The 18,558-nt window shown below is 25.9% G+C and carries 13 protein-coding genes; 10 read left to right on the top strand and 3 right to left on the bottom strand.

Annotation, left to right across the window (positions count from 1 at the left end; translation table 11 throughout):
- Positions 1-124 precede the first annotated feature (124 nt).
- The 7 genes from ACYUET_RS06320 to ACYUET_RS06290 all read left to right on the top strand — a co-directional run bounded on the left by ACYUET_RS06320 (position 125) and on the right by ACYUET_RS06290 (position 9,134).
- Complete coding sequence (locus tag ACYUET_RS06320) at positions 125-853, top strand: response regulator transcription factor (RefSeq protein WP_460278463.1); 729 nt, start codon at positions 125-127, stop codon at positions 851-853.
- Between the two features lie 26 nt (positions 854-879).
- Complete coding sequence (locus ACYUET_RS06315) at positions 880-2,277, top strand: HAMP domain-containing sensor histidine kinase (protein WP_460278462.1); 1,398 nt, start codon at positions 880-882, stop codon at positions 2,275-2,277.
- A gap of 169 nt (positions 2,278-2,446) precedes the next feature.
- Positions 2,447-3,448: an N-acetylmuramoyl-L-alanine amidase family protein gene (locus tag ACYUET_RS06310; RefSeq protein WP_460278461.1), complete on the top strand. Its 1,002-nt coding sequence runs from the start codon at positions 2,447-2,449 to the stop codon at positions 3,446-3,448.
- A 264-nt stretch (positions 3,449-3,712) separates the two neighbouring features.
- Positions 3,713-5,473 carry a cell wall-binding protein gene (locus ACYUET_RS06305; protein WP_460278460.1) on the top strand — a complete coding sequence of 587 codons (1,761 nt, stop codon included), beginning with the start codon at positions 3,713-3,715 and terminating at the stop codon, positions 5,471-5,473.
- Positions 5,474-5,886: 413 nt separating this feature from the next.
- Positions 5,887-7,107, top strand: coding sequence for a glycosyltransferase family 4 protein (locus ACYUET_RS06300; protein ID WP_460278459.1), 1,221 nt, complete (start codon positions 5,887-5,889; stop codon positions 7,105-7,107).
- A 195-nt stretch (positions 7,108-7,302) separates the two neighbouring features.
- Positions 7,303-7,908: a sugar transferase gene (locus ACYUET_RS06295; protein WP_460278458.1), complete on the top strand. Its 606-nt coding sequence runs from the start codon at positions 7,303-7,305 to the stop codon at positions 7,906-7,908.
- A 122-nt stretch (positions 7,909-8,030) separates the two neighbouring features.
- Positions 8,031-9,134 carry a Gfo/Idh/MocA family protein gene (locus ACYUET_RS06290; RefSeq protein ID WP_460278457.1) on the top strand — a complete coding sequence of 368 codons (1,104 nt, stop codon included), beginning with the start codon at positions 8,031-8,033 and terminating at the stop codon, positions 9,132-9,134.
- Positions 9,135-9,608: 474 nt separating this feature from the next.
- Here ACYUET_RS06290 and brnQ read toward each other — a convergent pair whose 3' ends face one another.
- Positions 9,609-10,880 carry a branched-chain amino acid transport system II carrier protein gene (gene brnQ, locus ACYUET_RS06285; protein WP_460278456.1) on the bottom strand — a complete coding sequence of 424 codons (1,272 nt, stop codon included), beginning with the start codon at positions 10,878-10,880 and terminating at the stop codon, positions 9,609-9,611.
- Positions 10,881-11,405: 525 nt separating this feature from the next.
- Here brnQ and galU point away from each other — a divergent pair.
- The 3 genes from galU to ACYUET_RS06270 all read left to right on the top strand — a co-directional run bounded on the left by galU (position 11,406) and on the right by ACYUET_RS06270 (position 17,310).
- A complete protein-coding gene (gene galU, locus ACYUET_RS06280) occupies positions 11,406-12,275 on the top strand; it encodes a UTP--glucose-1-phosphate uridylyltransferase GalU (RefSeq protein WP_460278455.1) in 870 nt (289 codons plus the stop codon).
- A 412-nt stretch (positions 12,276-12,687) separates the two neighbouring features.
- On the top strand, positions 12,688-14,691 hold the full coding sequence (locus ACYUET_RS06275; protein ID WP_460278454.1) for a methyl-accepting chemotaxis protein: 2,004 nt from the start codon (positions 12,688-12,690) through the stop codon (positions 14,689-14,691).
- A 597-nt stretch (positions 14,692-15,288) separates the two neighbouring features.
- Entirely contained in the window at positions 15,289-17,310 is a 2,022-nt protein-coding gene (locus ACYUET_RS06270) for a methyl-accepting chemotaxis protein (RefSeq protein WP_460278453.1), read from the top strand.
- A gap of 207 nt (positions 17,311-17,517) precedes the next feature.
- On the opposite strand, the gene ACYUET_RS06265 is transcribed toward ACYUET_RS06270, so the two are convergent.
- Both ACYUET_RS06265 and ACYUET_RS06260 read right to left on the bottom strand, forming a co-directional pair.
- Positions 17,518-17,862: a Lin0368 family putative glycerol transporter subunit gene (locus tag ACYUET_RS06265; protein WP_460278452.1), complete on the bottom strand. Its 345-nt coding sequence runs from the start codon at positions 17,860-17,862 to the stop codon at positions 17,518-17,520.
- Between the two features lie 54 nt (positions 17,863-17,916).
- Positions 17,917-18,336 (bottom strand): Lin0368 family putative glycerol transporter subunit, encoded by a 420-nt coding sequence (locus ACYUET_RS06260; protein WP_460278451.1) that lies wholly within the window; start codon positions 18,334-18,336, stop codon positions 17,917-17,919.
- Positions 18,337-18,558: the final 222 nt, after the last annotated feature.

The raw sequence follows: 18,558 nt of genomic DNA, 5'->3' as shown, positions 1-18,558 counted from the left end.
TGATAATAGGTTAATAATTTTCACTTTTTTATTATGATATAATTGGTATAAAATCAATTATTGTTTTTAAATGTAATATATTAGATAATATAAACGTTAAACAATTATTATTTGGAGGCTTAACATGTTAAAAAAAAGAATACTAGTAGTAGAAGATGAATTTTCAATTAATGATACATTAAAATTTGCACTTTCAAAAGAAAATTTTGAAGTAAAAGGGGCATATAATGGGGAGGGTGCCTTAAAACTTCTCAAAGAATTTCAGCCTCATTTAGTTTTACTGGATATAATGCTTCCTGATATAAGTGGATTTGAATTATGCAAGTCCATAAGTCAGAAGTGTTATGTAATTATGCTTACTGCAAGGGATGATGTGATTGATAAAATATTAGGAATGGAAATAGGTGCAGATGATTACATAACAAAGCCCTTTGAAATTAGAGAAGTTATAGCAAGGATTAATGCTATTTTTAGAACTGCAGGTAAAAATATTTGGAATAATGAAAATGAAAACATGATAAGTAATGTTTTAGAAGGCAATACAAATGATGATAATAAGGATAATACTGTAGAAGATGAAATTTCTATTAATTTCAATACAAGAACGGTAATAAAAGATGGAAAGGAAATTACATTAAAAAGAAAAGAATTTGAATTATTAAGTTATTTATATAAAAATAAAGGAATTGTTTTTACAAGACAACAGCTCTTAAATGAGGTTTGGGGATATGACTATTATGGTGATACTAGAACTGTTGATGTTCATATTAGAAGATTAAGAGCAAATCTTGGGGAAGATAAAGAAAATTCAGTAATAGAAACAGTTTTTGGTGTAGGTTATGTAATAAGATAAAGTCTTAAATTTAGGAAGTGAAAAATATGATGAAAACACTGAAGGGAAAAATAATGATAGGAATTATTTTTGCCCTCATTATATTCAATTTTGGGTTAAGTATTTTTATATATAAGACTTTTTACACAAATATAAAGAATAATATCAAAGGTGATATGGAGAGTATTAGAAAGTTTAGTACAAGCACTTTAAAATATAGTGCTATGGTTATTGAAGATGATCTTAAAGTAAAAAATAAAACTGTTTATGAAGTTAACAACAATTATGATTGTTATGTGGGATTATATGATGCTGATAATAAAGTAATAGATTATAAAGGAAATACATTATTTGAAAATAGTATTAATAATATATTGAAAAGTTCAAAAGGAAAAAGTTCAGTAATAATATTTAATATTAAAAATGGACTAATTTGTACATATGTATACCCTATTTATCTTAATGGAAAATATGATTCAAGTCTAATTATACAACAAAGCTATAATGATTATTATAACAGCATTAAAAGTACAATGACTAGTATAATAGCAGCGCAAATTATTCTTTTAATAGTAATAATAGTAGCACTAAATTATTTCATAAACAAAATAATAAGTCCTTTAAAAAAGCTTAGTAGACAGATGAAAAAATATGGAGAAGGCAAAGAGGTTAATAAGATTTTAGTGAAATCTAAAGATGAAATCGGACAAGTTACTAATTCTTTTAATGAAATGATTGAGGAAAAGAAAAAATTAGAAAATATATCAAAAGATTTTTTCAATAATTCAACTCATGAGCTTAAGACTCCAGTTACTTCAATATATGGATATCTTCAAATATTAAAAGAAGAAGAGTTAGATAACATGGATGAGGAATTTAAAAAAAGATCTATTAACAGAATGATGATGGAATGTGAAAAATTAAAAGAGCTTATACAGAAGCTTCTTGAAATTTCAAGATGCGGTGTTAGAAAAAAAGAGATGAAGCAAGAGGTGAAACTTAATATATTAATAACAGAAATATGCGATAGATTAATTGACAGAAGCAAAAGGTTAAATAAGGAATTTGTTATTAATATAGAGGAAATTACTGTAGTAGCAATAAAAGAAGATATTGAACATATAATTTTAAATTTAATTGATAATTCTCTAAAACACTCTAAAGGAAAAGAGATATTCATTTCTCTTAAAAAAACTGATAAAAATAATTTTGTATTTAAGATAACAAATAAGATTTCTTCAATACCAAAAAATATTTCTGAAAATTTATTAGAGCCTTTTATTAAATATAATCAATTTGATGGAAAGCTAGAAGAGAGTATTTCGAGTTCTGGATTAGGATTATATTTATGTAATGAACTAGCTCAAAAAAACATGATTAACTTAAAATATGATATAAAAAATGATGAAATCTCCTTCTATTTATTAGGTCAAAAATTATATTAAAGTATTACATGGATGTTACAAATTTGTTAAATAAGTGATACATGTTAAATAGATACTACAAGAACATTACAAAAATGTAAAAAGCATTGAAAGTATCTAAAATAGGTTTATTATAGGATTGTACCAATCGTATAAATTAAATATTTATTATATTTAGGAGGAATTGAAAATGAAGAAAAAAATATTAAACCAATTAATAGCAGGAGCTTTAGTCTGTGGAAGTATTTTAGCAATGGGAAACCTACCTGCAAATGCAGATGATAAAATTAAAGATGGAATGAGAATAGAAAGTGGACATACTTATAGTTATCATGAGGGTGCAAAAGACACAAATCGATGGGTATACTACTCTGAGAATGGCAAAGGAGCTTGGCGTTATTTTAATGAGAATGGTGAAATGGCAACAAATACAACTGTTATAGGACCTAATCATAAAACTGAGGTTAAGATTGATGCAAATGGAGTAGGACAAGTTGACTGGGAATATGGAGTAAATAATAAGTTTGAAACTGGAAAGTTCTATTATGTAAATGCATCAGGACAAAAAACAGGTTGGGTTAAAGATAAAGATAAGATGTATTATTACAATGAGAAGGGAGAAATGCAAAAAGATACAACTGTTAAAAATCAGCTTGGAAAAGAAGTTAAGTTAAATAAAAATGGAGTACTTGTTGGCGAACATGGATATGATATCATCGATGGAGTAGAAGTTACTTATGATAGTTCAGAAACATATAAAAAGAGCCAAAAAGAGTGGAAGCAAGTAGGAGACGACTGGAGTTATAATTATGGAGATGAAAAAAACGAACGTCTAGCTCATGACTGGTATCAAATTAATGGAGTATGGTACTATTTTAATGATAAGGGAATAATGCAAAAGAATACAACAGTTAAAGACGGAAAAGGTAATGATTGTGTATTAAATGCAGATGGAGCGTTAACTAATAGGACTGAACCAGAAGACAACATGGACATAGTCACTTATAGTCAGAAGGTTATAGATGGAAAAACATATTATATGGATGCTAAAGGCGAGAAAAAGATCGGATGGGTTCTAGATAATGGTAAATGGTATTATTGTAATAAAGATGGTGAAATGCAAAAGGATACAACTATAATAACTAATGGTAATAAATATGTTTTAGGTGCAGATGGTGCAATGATTAATTAATGTTTTTATAATTACTTTAATATAAACTATAAAATTAAAAAATTCATAAAATATATAAAAGTTGTCAACATAATAGCCAATTAATAAAATCTACTAAAAATAGGCTTAATGTGGACAACTTTTTTAGTTATTAAAACATAGTCAAAAATAAAAGAACTCCTTGATTTAAAAAGCATAATAAAAAGTAAATTATTTAACAATTGTGTAATAAGTTTGGTTTATAATTATTTTTATTATATGTATGTTGAATATAGGGAGGAAAAAATGAAAAAAGTACTTAGTTTTATAATTTTACTAGTGGTTATATTTTCATGTATTTGTTACCAAAAATATATAAAAAAAGGTAATGAAGAGGTTGAAGTATTAAATTCTGATGTTAGCTTTAATAATATAAAGAATATTGTTGATATAAAAGATGAAACTAGTGATGAATACGAAGAAGTTCCATTAGGCTACACTGATGGCGATATATATTTAATGAAATATGATTCAATTAATAAAAAAATATATGATAATAACATCTTTATTTTGAATAAGGATGGAAGTACTAAAGAGTGTGACATAAAATTACCTTATAATTATTTAAATTGTGAACTATATGTTTATGGGGATAAAATTTTTGGGAAGGATGGATATTTTAACTGGCAATCAGGAAAAGAATATAAACTCTTTCAGGATGAAGATGAAGAATTATTTAATATAAGTTGGTATCCTGTTTCTGGAAAAAGTGATTATTACTTATTTATTAAAGGTAATCTACAAAACAAAAAGTATATATTATGTAATATAAATAATAATGATAAATATGAATTTCAATGTAATAGTAATAGTGATGATATTATTGATGGTGTATTTTATGATGATATATCAAAAAAATTTTATGCTATGTGTCCCAATAATGTAATAAAGGAAATTTATATTGATGGGAGTAATTTTACTTTAGAAAAATATGATGATATAAAACTCTTAAATAAAAATAGTATAGAGAAAAATAAAGAATTTAACAATAAATATATATATTGTTCAGGCGGTAAGGCATATATAGGTTTAGATTATAATGATAAATTTCAAGATGGTATTAATATTAATCAATATGACGTAGCTGATAAATTTACAGAGCAATTAGATAATATAACTTTATACGGATATGATAATTTTTATAAGGAATATATATTAATCAAAAAAGATGATGATAAAAGTGTAAAAAAAATATATCTAGCAAAACTTGAAAAAAATGGATTTGATATGCTTATGGAAACTCCTAAAATATATGGTGATGAAAGTAAAGTAAGTATTCATATGATTAATTCAGAAAATGTATTAGTTAAAGAAGAAAATCATGATAAAGAAAATAAAAAAAATAAAAATAGATATACAGTTTACGATTTAGCTGAGTATTTTCAAGAAAATACAAATAAGTTAAAAGTTGATAATGATAAATTAACATTAAAAAATACTTATAAAAATATTAATGAATATAATAATTATGCTTCTAATAATAAAAACAAATTCAATGAAAATGAAGAAAATAAAAATATTAAAGAAGTTAGAACAGATAATTCAACATCAAAAGATAATACACCAAAATATGATAACAATAAAAAATCTAATGTTACTGATACTAAAGAAAATGATTATAGAGAACATGATTCAGCATGGAGAAAAGGAAATGGTGAATGGTATTACTATAAAGATAATGATGAAAAAGCAATAGGATGGTTAAAAACTGAAAAAGGTTGGTATTATTTTTATAAAGATGGAACTATGCAAAAAGATGCAATTGTTATTGGAGAAAATGGTAAAGAGTATATATTAGGACATGATGGATTAGTAATCAATCCAGATTCAAAATTAAATTTTGATTTTGACAGGAATAAAGAGAAAGCAGATAATGATAACAACAATAATAGTAGCAATAATAACACTAGTAAGAATAAAATAAAAGATAATAACAATATAGACAAAGCTTCTAATGTTTCAGATGTAACTAAAGATAAACAATTAAATGATAATAAAGAAAGATAATATTAAAAAACATTATACAAAAATTATTTTATTACTTATTTTAGAAATAATTAAAAGAAACTAGACTCACATTTGTTGAATTAATTTAACAGATGTGAGTCTAAATTTCTAACAAAAATATATTTTAAAAAATTAGTGGAAATTTATAATTTAACTGTTGATTATTAAGTGTTAATTGAAAATTGGATTAATTACTTTATTATTTTATAAGATTATTATTATTGTAATAGTTATTTAATTTTTATAGATTTAAATAAAAATTTTTTTATGTTATAATCTACTAGAATTATAAAGAAAAATAGTATAAAATGATATAATTATGTAAAAAAATAACAAAGAGGATTGAAAAATAATTAAGGCATTTTGGACTCGTTATTTTTCTGCATATGCCTAATTTAAGGAGAGAAATTTAAATGAATATTTTGCTTATAAACCACTATGCGGGTTCTGATTATCATGGTATGGAATTTAGACCATATTATATGGGGAGAGAATGGGTTAACATGGGTCATAATGTGACGATTGTTGGTGCAGATTTTTCTCATTTAAGAAAGAAGAATCCTACAGTTCAAAATGATTTTGAAGAAGAAATAATTGATGGAATTACTTATGTATGGGTAAAAACTCCAGAATATAAAGGTAATGGTTTAGGAAGAGTTAAAAATATAGCTACTTTTATGTATAAATTAAGAATGAACTATAAAAAATTAGCTGACAAATATAAACCAGATGCAGTTATAGCATCTTCAACATATCCTTTAGATATATATCCAGCTCATAGAATAGCTAAAAGAAGTAATGGTAAAGTATTTTTTGAAATACATGATTTATGGCCATTAACTCCTATGGAGATTGGAGGATATTCAGAAAAAAATCCAGCTATAGTAATGCTTCAAAAAGCAGAAGATTTTGCATTTAAAAATTCAGATAAAATAATATCAATTTTACCTAATGCAGATAAGCATATAAGGGAAAGAGGATTTAGTACAGAGAATTATGTAAATGTACCTAATGGGATTATAATAAGTGATGAAAAGAAAAATCCTCCTATGGAAAGTAGTATAGAAAGATTACAAGAATTAAAAAAACAAGGATATTTCTTAATCGGATATACAGGAAATCATTCACCAGCAAATTCACTAGATACTATGCTTGATGCTGCGAAAAGAACTAAAGATGAAAAAATAAAATATATACTAGTTGGTAATGGAAATATAAAAGATGAATTAATAAAGTATGCAAAAAGCAATAATATAACTAATGTAGAATTTTTAGATCCAGTATTAAAAGACAATATGGAAAATGTATTAAAATTATTAGACATATGTTATATTGGCTTAAGAAAAGAAAAATTATTTATGTATGGAGTTAGTCCAAATAAATTATTTGATTATATGTTAGCTGCTAGACCGATAATTTATTCTATAGAAGCTTCAAATGATCCAGTAACTGATGCAAACTGTGGAATTTCTGTTCCAGCTGAAGATAGTGATGCTGTAGTAGAAGCAGTTCTTAAAATTAAGAATTTATCAGATGAAGAAAAAGTAGCTATGGGTAATAATGGTCATAAGTATGTACTAGAAAATCATACTTATCATGGATTAGCAGAAAAGTTCTTAAATGCACTTAAGTAAATGTAATTAAGGCATAATCAAAAAAATAACAAGTCCATATATCAAGCCTATTTTCCATTATACTGCATCAGCAGATTTGCCTAATAGGATCGCTATGAGACCAATTTATTTTTTGCCTAATGAAAAATAATCATGGTATTTGGGACTCGTTATTTTCGTTTATATGCCTAAATAATTTTAGTAAAGGATAGATATATGAATAAGTTTAATAAAATAATTAAAAGAATATTTGATTTTATATGTTCTTCTTTAGGACTTATAATACTTAGTCCACTATTTCTTATAATAGTTTTTAGAATAAAGTCTGGTTCAGATGGTCCGGTATTCTTTAAACAGATAAGAGTCGGAGAAGATGGAAAAGAGTTTGAAATTTTAAAATTCAGAACTATGGTAGTTGATGCAGAAAAGCTTGGAAAACAAATTACTGTAGGAAAAGATAATAGAATTACAAAAGTTGGAGCATTTTTAAGAAAATATAAGCTAGATGAATTACCACAATTAATTAATGTTTTTAAAGGTGAGATGAGTCTTGTAGGACCAAGACCTGAGGTGCCTAGATATGTTAAATTATATAATCAAGATCAAAGACAAGTGTTTGAAGTAAAACCAGGTATAACTGACTTAGCATCAATAAGATATAAAGATGAAAATGAACTTCTTGGAAAAGCTGAAAATCCAGAAGAATTTTATATAAACACAATTATGCCAGATAAGTTAGCATTAAATTTAGAGTATATAAAGAAAAGTAATATCTTTTTTGATATTTACATAATACTTAAGACTATATTAAAGTGTATATAGTTAAATAAGAACATTAAAAAAATACTAAAATTAAAGCTATATTTAAAGTTTATACTATAATAGTAATAGTTTTTTAATATAGCTAAACATAAAATAAAAGAAAGAGGCCGGGTGAGATTATTATGAAAAAATTAAAATTTGCTATTATAGGTTGTGGAAGAATTTCTTATAAACATGTAGAAGCATTAGCTAAAAATATTGGAGAAGCTGAATTAGTTGCAACATGTGATGTAGTTTTAGAAAAAGCTGAAGCTAAAAAAGCTGAGTATATAGAAAAAGTTGGAGCAGCTAACGATGCTGTTCATGCTTATGAAGATTATAAAAAGATGATAGAAAAAGAAGACATAGATGTTGTTACTATAGCAACAGAAAGTGGATATCATGCTGAAATAGCTATATACTGTATGAAAAAAGGTATAAATGCTTTAATAGAAAAACCAATGGCTATGTCTATTGATGATGCAAATGAAATGATTAAAGTAGCTAAAGAAAACAATGTAAAACTTGCTGTGTGTCATCAAAACAGATTTAATAAGCCAATACAAAAATTAAGAAAATCAATTGAAGAAAATAAATTTGGAAGATTAATTAATGGTACTGCAAGAATACTTTGGAATAGAAATATGGGCTATTATGAACAAGCACCTTGGAGAGGAACTTGGGAATTAGATGGTGGTACATTAATGAATCAATGTATACATAATATTGACTTACTTCAATGGATGATGGGTGGAGAAGTTGAAAGAGTATATGCTGAATGTGATACTTATTTAAGAGATATTGAAGCAGAAGATTTTGGAGCAATCATTGTAAGATTTAAAAATGGTGCTATTGGAATTATAGAAGGATCAGCTTGTGTTTATCCAAAGAATTTAGAAGAAACTTTAAGTATATTTGGAGAAACAGGAGCAGCTGTCATAGGTGGTCTTGCTGTTAATGAACTTAAGACTTGGAGATTTGAAGGTGAAGACGAAGAAGCTGCTAAAGAAGCTGTAAATGTAAAGATAGATAATGTTTATGGTGAAGGCCATACTCCATTATTTAAGGATGTAATTGATGCTATAAATAATGATAGAGAACCTTTAATATCAGGAGAAGAAGGTAAGAAGGCTATGTCAATAATTCTTGCTGCATATAAATCAAGAAAGACAGGAATGCCTGTTCAATTCCCATATGAAAACTTCAGTACATTAGATATGAAAGATGATTTCAAGGGTAGAAAATAATTAAATAAAGAGTCTGTTTTAACATAATTGTTAGTGTAGTATAAAGCTCACGTGGACAGGGGAATTTACTTTAAGAACTCTAAAATAAAGCTTAGTCCAATTAATGCATGTTCTCAATCAAAGATTGTACTCTGTGAAAGTTCGAAGAACCAAATATAAAATTTGGATTCTCACTTTTGACAAGCAATTAATTGTAAGACTAAAAGGAAACTCGACTCATGTACATTCGCTGAGCAAGTCTTAGTATCAAAATATAAAATTTTGACTCTCACTTAAGAGTTCTAAAAAGCAAATTCTAATGCCAGTTCGCCCTTATTACTACACTAGCAATATTTATTTAAAACGGACTCAAAATAAAGGCTGAAGGAAAGATGAGTTCTTTTCTTCAGCCTTTTTATCTATATTTAGAAAGTATAATTTTTATATAAATTATTTATTTTTAGTTACTAATTAAAACGTTACTTAGTAAAATTTTTAGCATAAGTTAGTTACTTTTTGTTTTGACATAGGAAATATAATATATCCTATTAATATAGAAATTATAGTTGGAATAAGCCATGAAAATCCTGATTTTGCAAGAGGAATAAAACTTAAGTCAATAAAAGGTAGTATTTCAAGTATACCAAATACTAATGAAGTATAAATTCCAACTCTTACAGCTTTTATATTTGTTAAAAATCTATTTGCTAATGTTGTAGCGATTAAAGTTATAGTAACAGGATATAAAATATTTAAAATTGGACCAGATATCTTAACTATTTTATCAACACCAAGAGAACCAATTACAATACTTATTAATGAAATTACAACTGCATTTATCTTATAAGGTAGTTTCCCATTAGATACTTTTTCAAAGAATGCAGAACCAGCTGTTAATAATCCTATAGAAGTTGTTAAACAAGCAAGTCCAATAGCAATTCCGATTATAGTAGTACCAATATTACCTAATATAGTATTTGAAATTAATAATAGTAAACTTGTTTTAGATAAATCTGCAATTTCAAGTCCACTTGTTTGAGCACCTAAAAACATTAAGCCACCATAAATGAATGCTAAACCAATTACAGCAACACCGCTTGATTTTAAAGTCATAGGAAGTAATTCTTTATCAGAATACTTTTTTTCTTTTAATGTAGTTGTAATAACTGTGGCAAATAATAATCCAGCTAAAGCATCCATTGTTTGATATCCTTCTATAAATGAAGAAGGTAATACAGAAGTTGCTCCAGTTGAAGTTACATGTCCTATAGGGAATATTATTCCTTTTATAATTATGAATGTTAATATAAGTATTAACATAGGGGTAAGATATTTACCTATAGTATCTATTATAGAAGATCTTTTTATTACAAATAATAAATTTACTGCAAAATATATTACCATTGAAACAAGTGGATTAAGCCCAGGTATCAAAGGACTTATAGTTAATTCATGAGTTGTTGCAGCAGTTCTTGGAATTGCTAACATTGGACCTATTGTTATAAATAGTATTGTAGCGAAAATTACTGCAAATTTTGGACCTATTTTAGAAGCCATTGTTTCAAATGTACCGTCACCTTTGGTTGCAGATATTATAGCAAGGAGTGGCAATCCTACTCCAGTACATACAAATCCTATAATTCCTAAAATATATTGATCACCAATCATATGACCTAAGAATGGTGGGAATATTAAATTACCTGCACCAAAAAACATAGCAAATAAAGCAAAGCCTATTATAATTATATCTTTTGTACTTTTTTTCATATATAATTTCCTCCTTAAATTTTTGAAAATATAATACTAATTTAAATCTTTTATCGAATATTTGATATATTAGTAAGTATTTGTTTCTATAAATTGAAACAAAATATATATAATCATAAATAATAATCTTTAATTTAAATAATCACTTAAAATTAAAGATTATTATTTAGATGCCTGTCTATCAATAAAGTGGCACTTTAGATATTAACACAACATGAACATATCATCAACAAAGAATATCAATATATGACCAGAAATTTAAATAAAAAGCATAATGAAAGCGGTATATTTTTATGAAATTATTAAAAAAATATTAAAATATTTAATATTTGATCAACTACATATAAAGAGTTCGTGTTACATATTAACACATTACTAAATATGTGATAACATAAGAGTATAATATTGTTAAAAGTCATCTAATCTCTAGTTAGTGTTAAAAGATTTCCTTTATTAAGCATAATATAAAAATAGGTATAGAGACTAGGTAGATTATCATAACTTTATGTGAGAGGAAGATATAAAATGAAAGTTAAAAAAGCGATTATTCCAGCAGCTGGACTTGGAACAAGATTTTTACCAGCAACTAAAGCTCAACCCAAGGAGATGCTTCCTATAGTTGATAAACCAACAATTCAATATATAATTGAAGAAGCAGTTGCATCTGGTATTGAAGAGATACTTATTATAACAGGAAGAAATAAAAAATGTATCGAAGATCATTTTGATAAATCAATAGAATTAGAATTAGAATTAGAGAAATCAGGTAAGGAAGAATTACTAGAATTAGTAAAAGATATTTCGGACATGGTTGATATCCATTACATAAGACAAAAAGAACCTAGAGGTTTAGGTCATGCTATTCATTGTGCTAAAACATTTGTAGGTAATGAACCATTTGCAGTTTTACTAGGTGATGATGTTGTTGATAGTAAAACACCATGCTTAAAACAATTAATTAACTGTTTTAATGAATATAATACAACTATTTTAGGAGTTCAAACTGTACCAGAAGAAAACGTATCAAAATATGGAATAGTTAATGGAATTCATATAGAGGATAATGTATATAAAGTTAAAGATTTAGTTGAAAAACCATCAGTTGAAGAAGCACCTAGTAATGTTGCTATTTTAGGAAGATATATAATAACTCCTCAAATATTTGATATATTAGAAAATACAAAACCAGGCAAAGGTGGAGAAATACAATTAACAGATGCATTAAAAACATTAATTAGTCAAGAAGCTATGTATGCTTATAACTTTGAAGGAAAAAGATATGATGTTGGAGATAAACTTGGATTTTTACAAGCTACAATAGAATTTGCTTTAAAGAAAGATGAATTAAGAGAAAGTTTTATTGAATATTTAAATACAAAACCTTGGGAAAAATAAAAAATATTTAATATATAAAGAGATTATTTTAAATTTAGAAATTTAAAATAATCTCTTTTTTAATCTACAGTAATATATAGAATTTTTGCAGTCTGAAATCTAATAGACTTTAGTAATGAGTATTCTTTGAAGTGCAAATTAAAATGCGGAGTAGTTACTTTTGTCTGTAAGTGAAAGTATGTATTTATAAAAATATATTTTTATAAAGTTTTAAAGATTTAAACTAAAAATGTTTAATGTTAATATATATACTTTTAATTAACAAAGAGAGGCATGATAATATTTTACAATATATTTTAATTTAATAATAAATATATTGTAATTTTATTTCAAATCCTTTAATTACTATTAAAGTATATTAAAAAAATATCGAAAATATTAATGTGTAAAAAATAAGGGGGGGATTATTAAGATGAGAAAGGACAAGAAAATAAATATTAAATTAAAATCAATTAAAAATAAATTAGTTGCAATAATGATAAGTATTGCAGCAATTCCTATATTAGTATTAGGTATTGCATCACTTACTGAGTTTAAAATTTCAAGCAATAAAGAATTTGAAAAAAGCGGGATTAGTTTAGGACAATCAGTTAAAGAAAATGTAAATTCAAAATTTGATATTGTAGAAGAGGGTATGGATTATATAATAAATAATAATAAATTTGATGATTCAGAAGAATCAAATAAAAAAATAAATCAAGATTTTGAATTGTTTACAGAGGGGAATAAAGATATAATTACAACCTATTATTATAGTGCAAATAGTAAAAAATTTTTAATGTATCCTTATGATGAAATGCCTGACATTGATTATACAACAAGAAATTGGTATGTTAAAGCAAAGGAAGCAAAAGATACATTTGGACTAACAGATGTATATGAGGATATAACAACTAAAGAATATGTAGTTACTATTTCTAAAACTGTTGTTAAGGATAATAAATTTTGTGGGATTTTATGTGTAGACTTTAATTTAAGTAGTATTGCAAAATCAATAGCTAGTATTAAATATGGTGAAAATGGGATTTTAGCAATGTATGATCAAAAAGGTACAGTAATTGCACATACAAATAGTGAATACATAGGAGATAATAATATAACAAAGAATTCTAAGTGGAATACTATATTAAATACAGATGCAGATTTTATAACTATGGATATTGATGGTGCGCCATATGAGGTTAACTTTGCAACTTTAGATAAATTTGGATGGAAAATACTATTAGGTACTCCTGATGCAGAATTTAAACAATCACAAAGTGATTATAAAATGGTTTTATTTGTGACAGCAATTGTACTATTAACAATTGTAATAATCTTAGGAAGAGTATTTTCTATTAAATTATCTAAAAATATAATTAAGATAAAAAAAGCAATAGGTAAAACAGCAACTGGAGATTTTAGTGAACAAATAAGTATTTCAACTGGTGATGAATTAGAAGAACTAGCTATGAGTTTTAATGATATGCAAGAAAATGTTTCTAAATTAATTTATGATGTTGATAATTCTATTAAAGAGGTTAATAGTACTTCAGTTAATTTATCTAGTATGAGTGAAGAAGTGTCATCAGCAATTTCTCAAGTAGCAGATACTATTGGTGAGATTTCTAAGGGAAGTATGGAGTCTGCAAAGAATCTTGAAGTTTTATCAAGTAATTTAGAAGATGTATCAACAGAAATAAATACAATTAATACTGCAAGTAAAAATATAAATAATTTAGCAATAAATACTAATGATTTAGGTAAAGAAGGACTTGAAATGATAAAAACTATTATGGATAAATCAAGTCAAACTAAAGAAAGTACAATTGATGTTAGTAATGTAGTTTCTACAGTTGCAGAAAGTGTACAAAGTATTGCATTTATGAACGAGGCAATAGCTAAAATTACTGAACAAACTAACCTTTTAGCATTAAATGCAGCGATAGAAGCAGCAAGAGCAGGGGAATCTGGAAGAGGATTTGCAGTTGTAGCAGATGAAATAAGAAAATTAGCAGAACAAACAGCACAATCAGCTAAAGAAATTGATAAAACAATAAAGGATGTTTCTACAAATGTTGATAGAGCAGTTTATCAAGTGGAAGAAACTAGTAAAGCAGTACAAAGTCAAGAAGAATCAGTTCTAAATGCAGAGAAAATTTTTAATAGTATATTATCATCAATAAATGATTTAACAAATAAATTAGAAAAAATTACATCTGGAGTAGAAGAGGTTACTTTAAAGAAAGATAATATTGTGAATCAAGTTCAAAATATATCAGCTATAGGAGAAGAAACAGCAGCAGGTACAGAAGAGGTATCAGCATCATCAGAAGAAGTTGCAGCATCATCAGATGAATTTGTTGGCTATGCAAATAAATTAAAAGAATTATCTTCACATTTAAATAAAGAAATTCAAAAATTTAAATTAAAATAAGATATGTTTTAATTAAAGTTTATCTTTCTATTATAAATTATGTTTATTTCGAATAATAGATTAAAATAAAGATATATGTAAATAATTATATTCAAAAAAGATATGATTAATTCAGTGATAAATTAATGAGTTTATACTGAGTTTAAATCATATCTTTTTATTTTTGTACAAGAAATTATAGAATTTTTGAATATTGAAAGACTGATAAGATCTCTAAGGTTATGTAGAAAAATTTGAATTAACAATGTACAGTATATTCTACTAAAATTTATACTTATAATTTAAAAAATACTATAAACGACAAAAAATTCAAGAATATATATATATTAACGAAAATACTAATATAAACTTAGTTTTTAATATCAGATTTAGTTTATATATGTTTCAATAAGAATTATTCAATAAATTAAAGAACTGTATAGTTTTTTATTGTACATTTAAATTTGCAATATATACATTTTTATCAAATTTAATATTTTTAATTATTTGAAAAAAAGTATGAAATATCTGAGACTTAGAAATGTTTATAACGGGTTGTGAATTAAACCCAAAATATTATGTATTATTCTATTTAAAAATAATAAAGGGAGGAATTTGATGAGTGATAACAAAATAAAATCTAAAAACAAAGTTTCATTATTAAATTTTAAAACTCTTAAGAGTAAGTTAATAGCAATTATGATAATTGTTGCAGCGATTCCTATTTTTGTATTAGGAATAACATCTATAATGGAATTTTCAATTTCTAGTGATAGAGATTTTAAGAAAAGTGGAGTAAGCTTAGGACAAGCAATAGATGAAACTATAAATGCAAAAATTAATAACACTGAAACAATGTTAAATCATATTATTACTAGGCATAATTTTGATGATAGTGAACTTGATAATAATGCTTTATATGAAGACTTAAAATTATTAAAAAATGGGAATTTAGATATTGAAAATGCATATTATTATAGTGGAAATAATAAAAAATTCGTTATATATCCTGATGCAAATTTTGAGGATAAGGATTATACAAAAAATGAATGGTATGTAAGAGCTAAAGAGGCAAATGGAAATTTTGTATTTACAGATGTTTTTGTAGATATGGCAACAAAACAATATGTAGCAACAATTTCTAAGGCTATTATAAAAGATGGTAAAATGCAAGGTGCTTTATGTATAGACTTTAAATTAACAAGTATTGCTGATGCAATAGAGAATATTAAATATGGCGATAATGGGGAATTAGCAGTTATAGATAAAAGAGGTACTGTAATAGCCCACACGAATAAAGAGTTAATAGGAAATTCAGATATAGCTAAAAAACAGGAATGGAATTACATACTAAATTCAGATACTGGTTTTACTAAAATTAGTGAAAAAGATAAGGTAGATAGTGTGAATTTTTCAACTTCACATGTAACTGGATGGAAAATATTACTTAAGATACCTGAAGCAGAGCTTATGAAATCACAAAATAACTATAAATTGATTTTAATTATAACAGCACTTGCACTATTAATATTTGTAATAATTTTAGGAAGAAATTTTGCTGTTAAATTATCTAAAAATATCAATAAGATTAAAGAGGTAATTAAAAATGCAGCAAATGGAGATTTTACAGATAATATAAATATTTCAACAGGTGATGAACTTGAAGAACTTGGTGATGCATTCAATGAAATGCTCGAAAACATTTCTTATTTAATTGGTAAGGTTGATATATCAGTTAAATCTGTAAATGATACTTCAACTAATTTAGCATGCATGAGTGAAACTGTATCAGTATCTATTGGAGAAGTATCTCAAACGATAGCCCAAATTTCTAAAGGAAATACTGAATCTGCACAAAATCTTGAAGTATTAGCTATTAATATGGAAGACATATCAGGTAAAATAAATTTAATTGATAGTGCTACAAAAAATATAAATTCTTTAGCAGTTGATACAAATGATTTAAGTGAAAAGGGCCTTACTATGATTGAAATGGTTATTGAAAAATCAAATACAACTAAAGTAAGTACTATTGAGGTTAGTAAAGTAGTTTCTAATGTTGTAAAAAGTGTTCAAAGTATAGCACTTATGAATGAAGCAATAGCTAAGATTACTGAACAGACTAATCTTTTAGCATTAAATGCAGCAATAGAGGCAGCAAGGGCAGGGGAAGCAGGAAGAGGATTTGCAGTTGTTGCAGATGAAATAAGAAAATTGGCAGAACAAACAGCTGATTCAGCTAAAGAAATTGATACAATAATAAAAGAAGTAGCTAGTAATGTAGATACAGCATCTCTGGAAGTTGAAGAAACTAATAAAGCAGTAGAAAGTCAAGAAGAATCAGTTTTAAAAGCTCAAGCTATATTTAATGATATAATAAATTCAGTAAATAATTTAACTAATAAGATTGAGGAAATTGGAATAGCTGTTAATGAGGTAACTAACAAGAAAGATAATATTGTAAGTCAAGTAGAAAGCCTATCAGCAATAACAGAACAAACGGCTGCAGGTGCTCAAGAAGTTTCAGCATCTACAGAAGAAGTTTCAGAATCTACAGAGGAATTTGTTGAGTATGCTAATAAACTAAAAGAATTATCTGATGACTTAGAAGAAGAAATAAAACAATTTAAGCTTAAATAAATGTTTAGAATTTAAATCAAATATAATGGATAGTAGTTGTCTCAAAAAAACTTTATACTACATTAATACCATTTTAAAACTTAGAATATTTATTTGAGACAACCTATATATAAGTTCTAAATAATTTTTATAAAGAGATATGATAAATTCAAAAAATGCTCCAATATTTTTTGAGTTTATATCATATCTTTTTTCATGAAAGTAATTTTAGACAGCAAGAACAAGTGAAGCTATAAATGCAGCTAATGCACCACCAGTAATGGCTTGAAGAATGTTTGGGATACATTTTTTAAAGCTTCCACCTAATACAATAGTTGCTGTTAATACGCCAACACCAACTGAAACTCCTTGATCAACCCAAGCTCCAGTTTGATGAATTAAAGGAAATGCAGTACCGTGATTTAAACACCATGTTAATCCAACAACAAATGCAGCAGCTATCCAACCACCCATAGATCCATATTGATCAACTAATTTTCCCCATGTCATTCTTATAAGAAATGGAAGCATAAAGCCTCCAGCTATTGTGTGTATAGCCATTGATGTACTCATAATAATATCCTCCTTCTAACAATATTTTTTTGATAATTACTTAATTCTTATAATTTAAACGTTTTCTTTTTCAAGTTCTTTAAATTCAACAGCTTTTTCATCTTTAATCTTTTGTGTTTCATCTTTCATAAAATCCTTTTCAATTATTCCGGCAACAAATCCACCAATAATAGCTCCAATCATTACGCAAATAAGAGTTGGTAGTCCATTTGCCAAAGGTTGCACTGATTTTTCGATAAAAGCTTGTTTTAAAAATAAACAAACCCCTATACCAAGTCCCATGTCAATAAAACCAGAATTATCATCGAATTTTATTAATCCTAAATAATGATTCATGTACCAAAGGATACTGATAATAAGAGTACAAGCTACTAATCCTCCGGCTATTCCATAAGCCTTAACATAATCTCCCCATACAAGTGCTACAAATAAACCAGGATAAGCATAACCAATAACTCCTCTTAAGAATTTCATAAATATAACCTCCTTAAATTTTATTTATTTAAATATTGTTAATTTATTAACTTTTAATAACATTTAATAGCTTGTACAATACTAAATGTCATTAAAAATATAAAGACTAACAATGTTTAAAACTAATGGTTTGTTTTCTTAGCTAAATTTGAATAAAGTAGTCAGTACAAGGATGCATTAAAATAAATCAAATTTTTGATAATCTAAATAAAAACATTTATA

This window comes from Clostridium sp. CTA-5, from assembly GCF_054768135.1.
The sequence above is the reverse complement of the archived record's forward strand: the minus strand, read 5'-3'. Positions and strand labels throughout refer to the sequence as shown.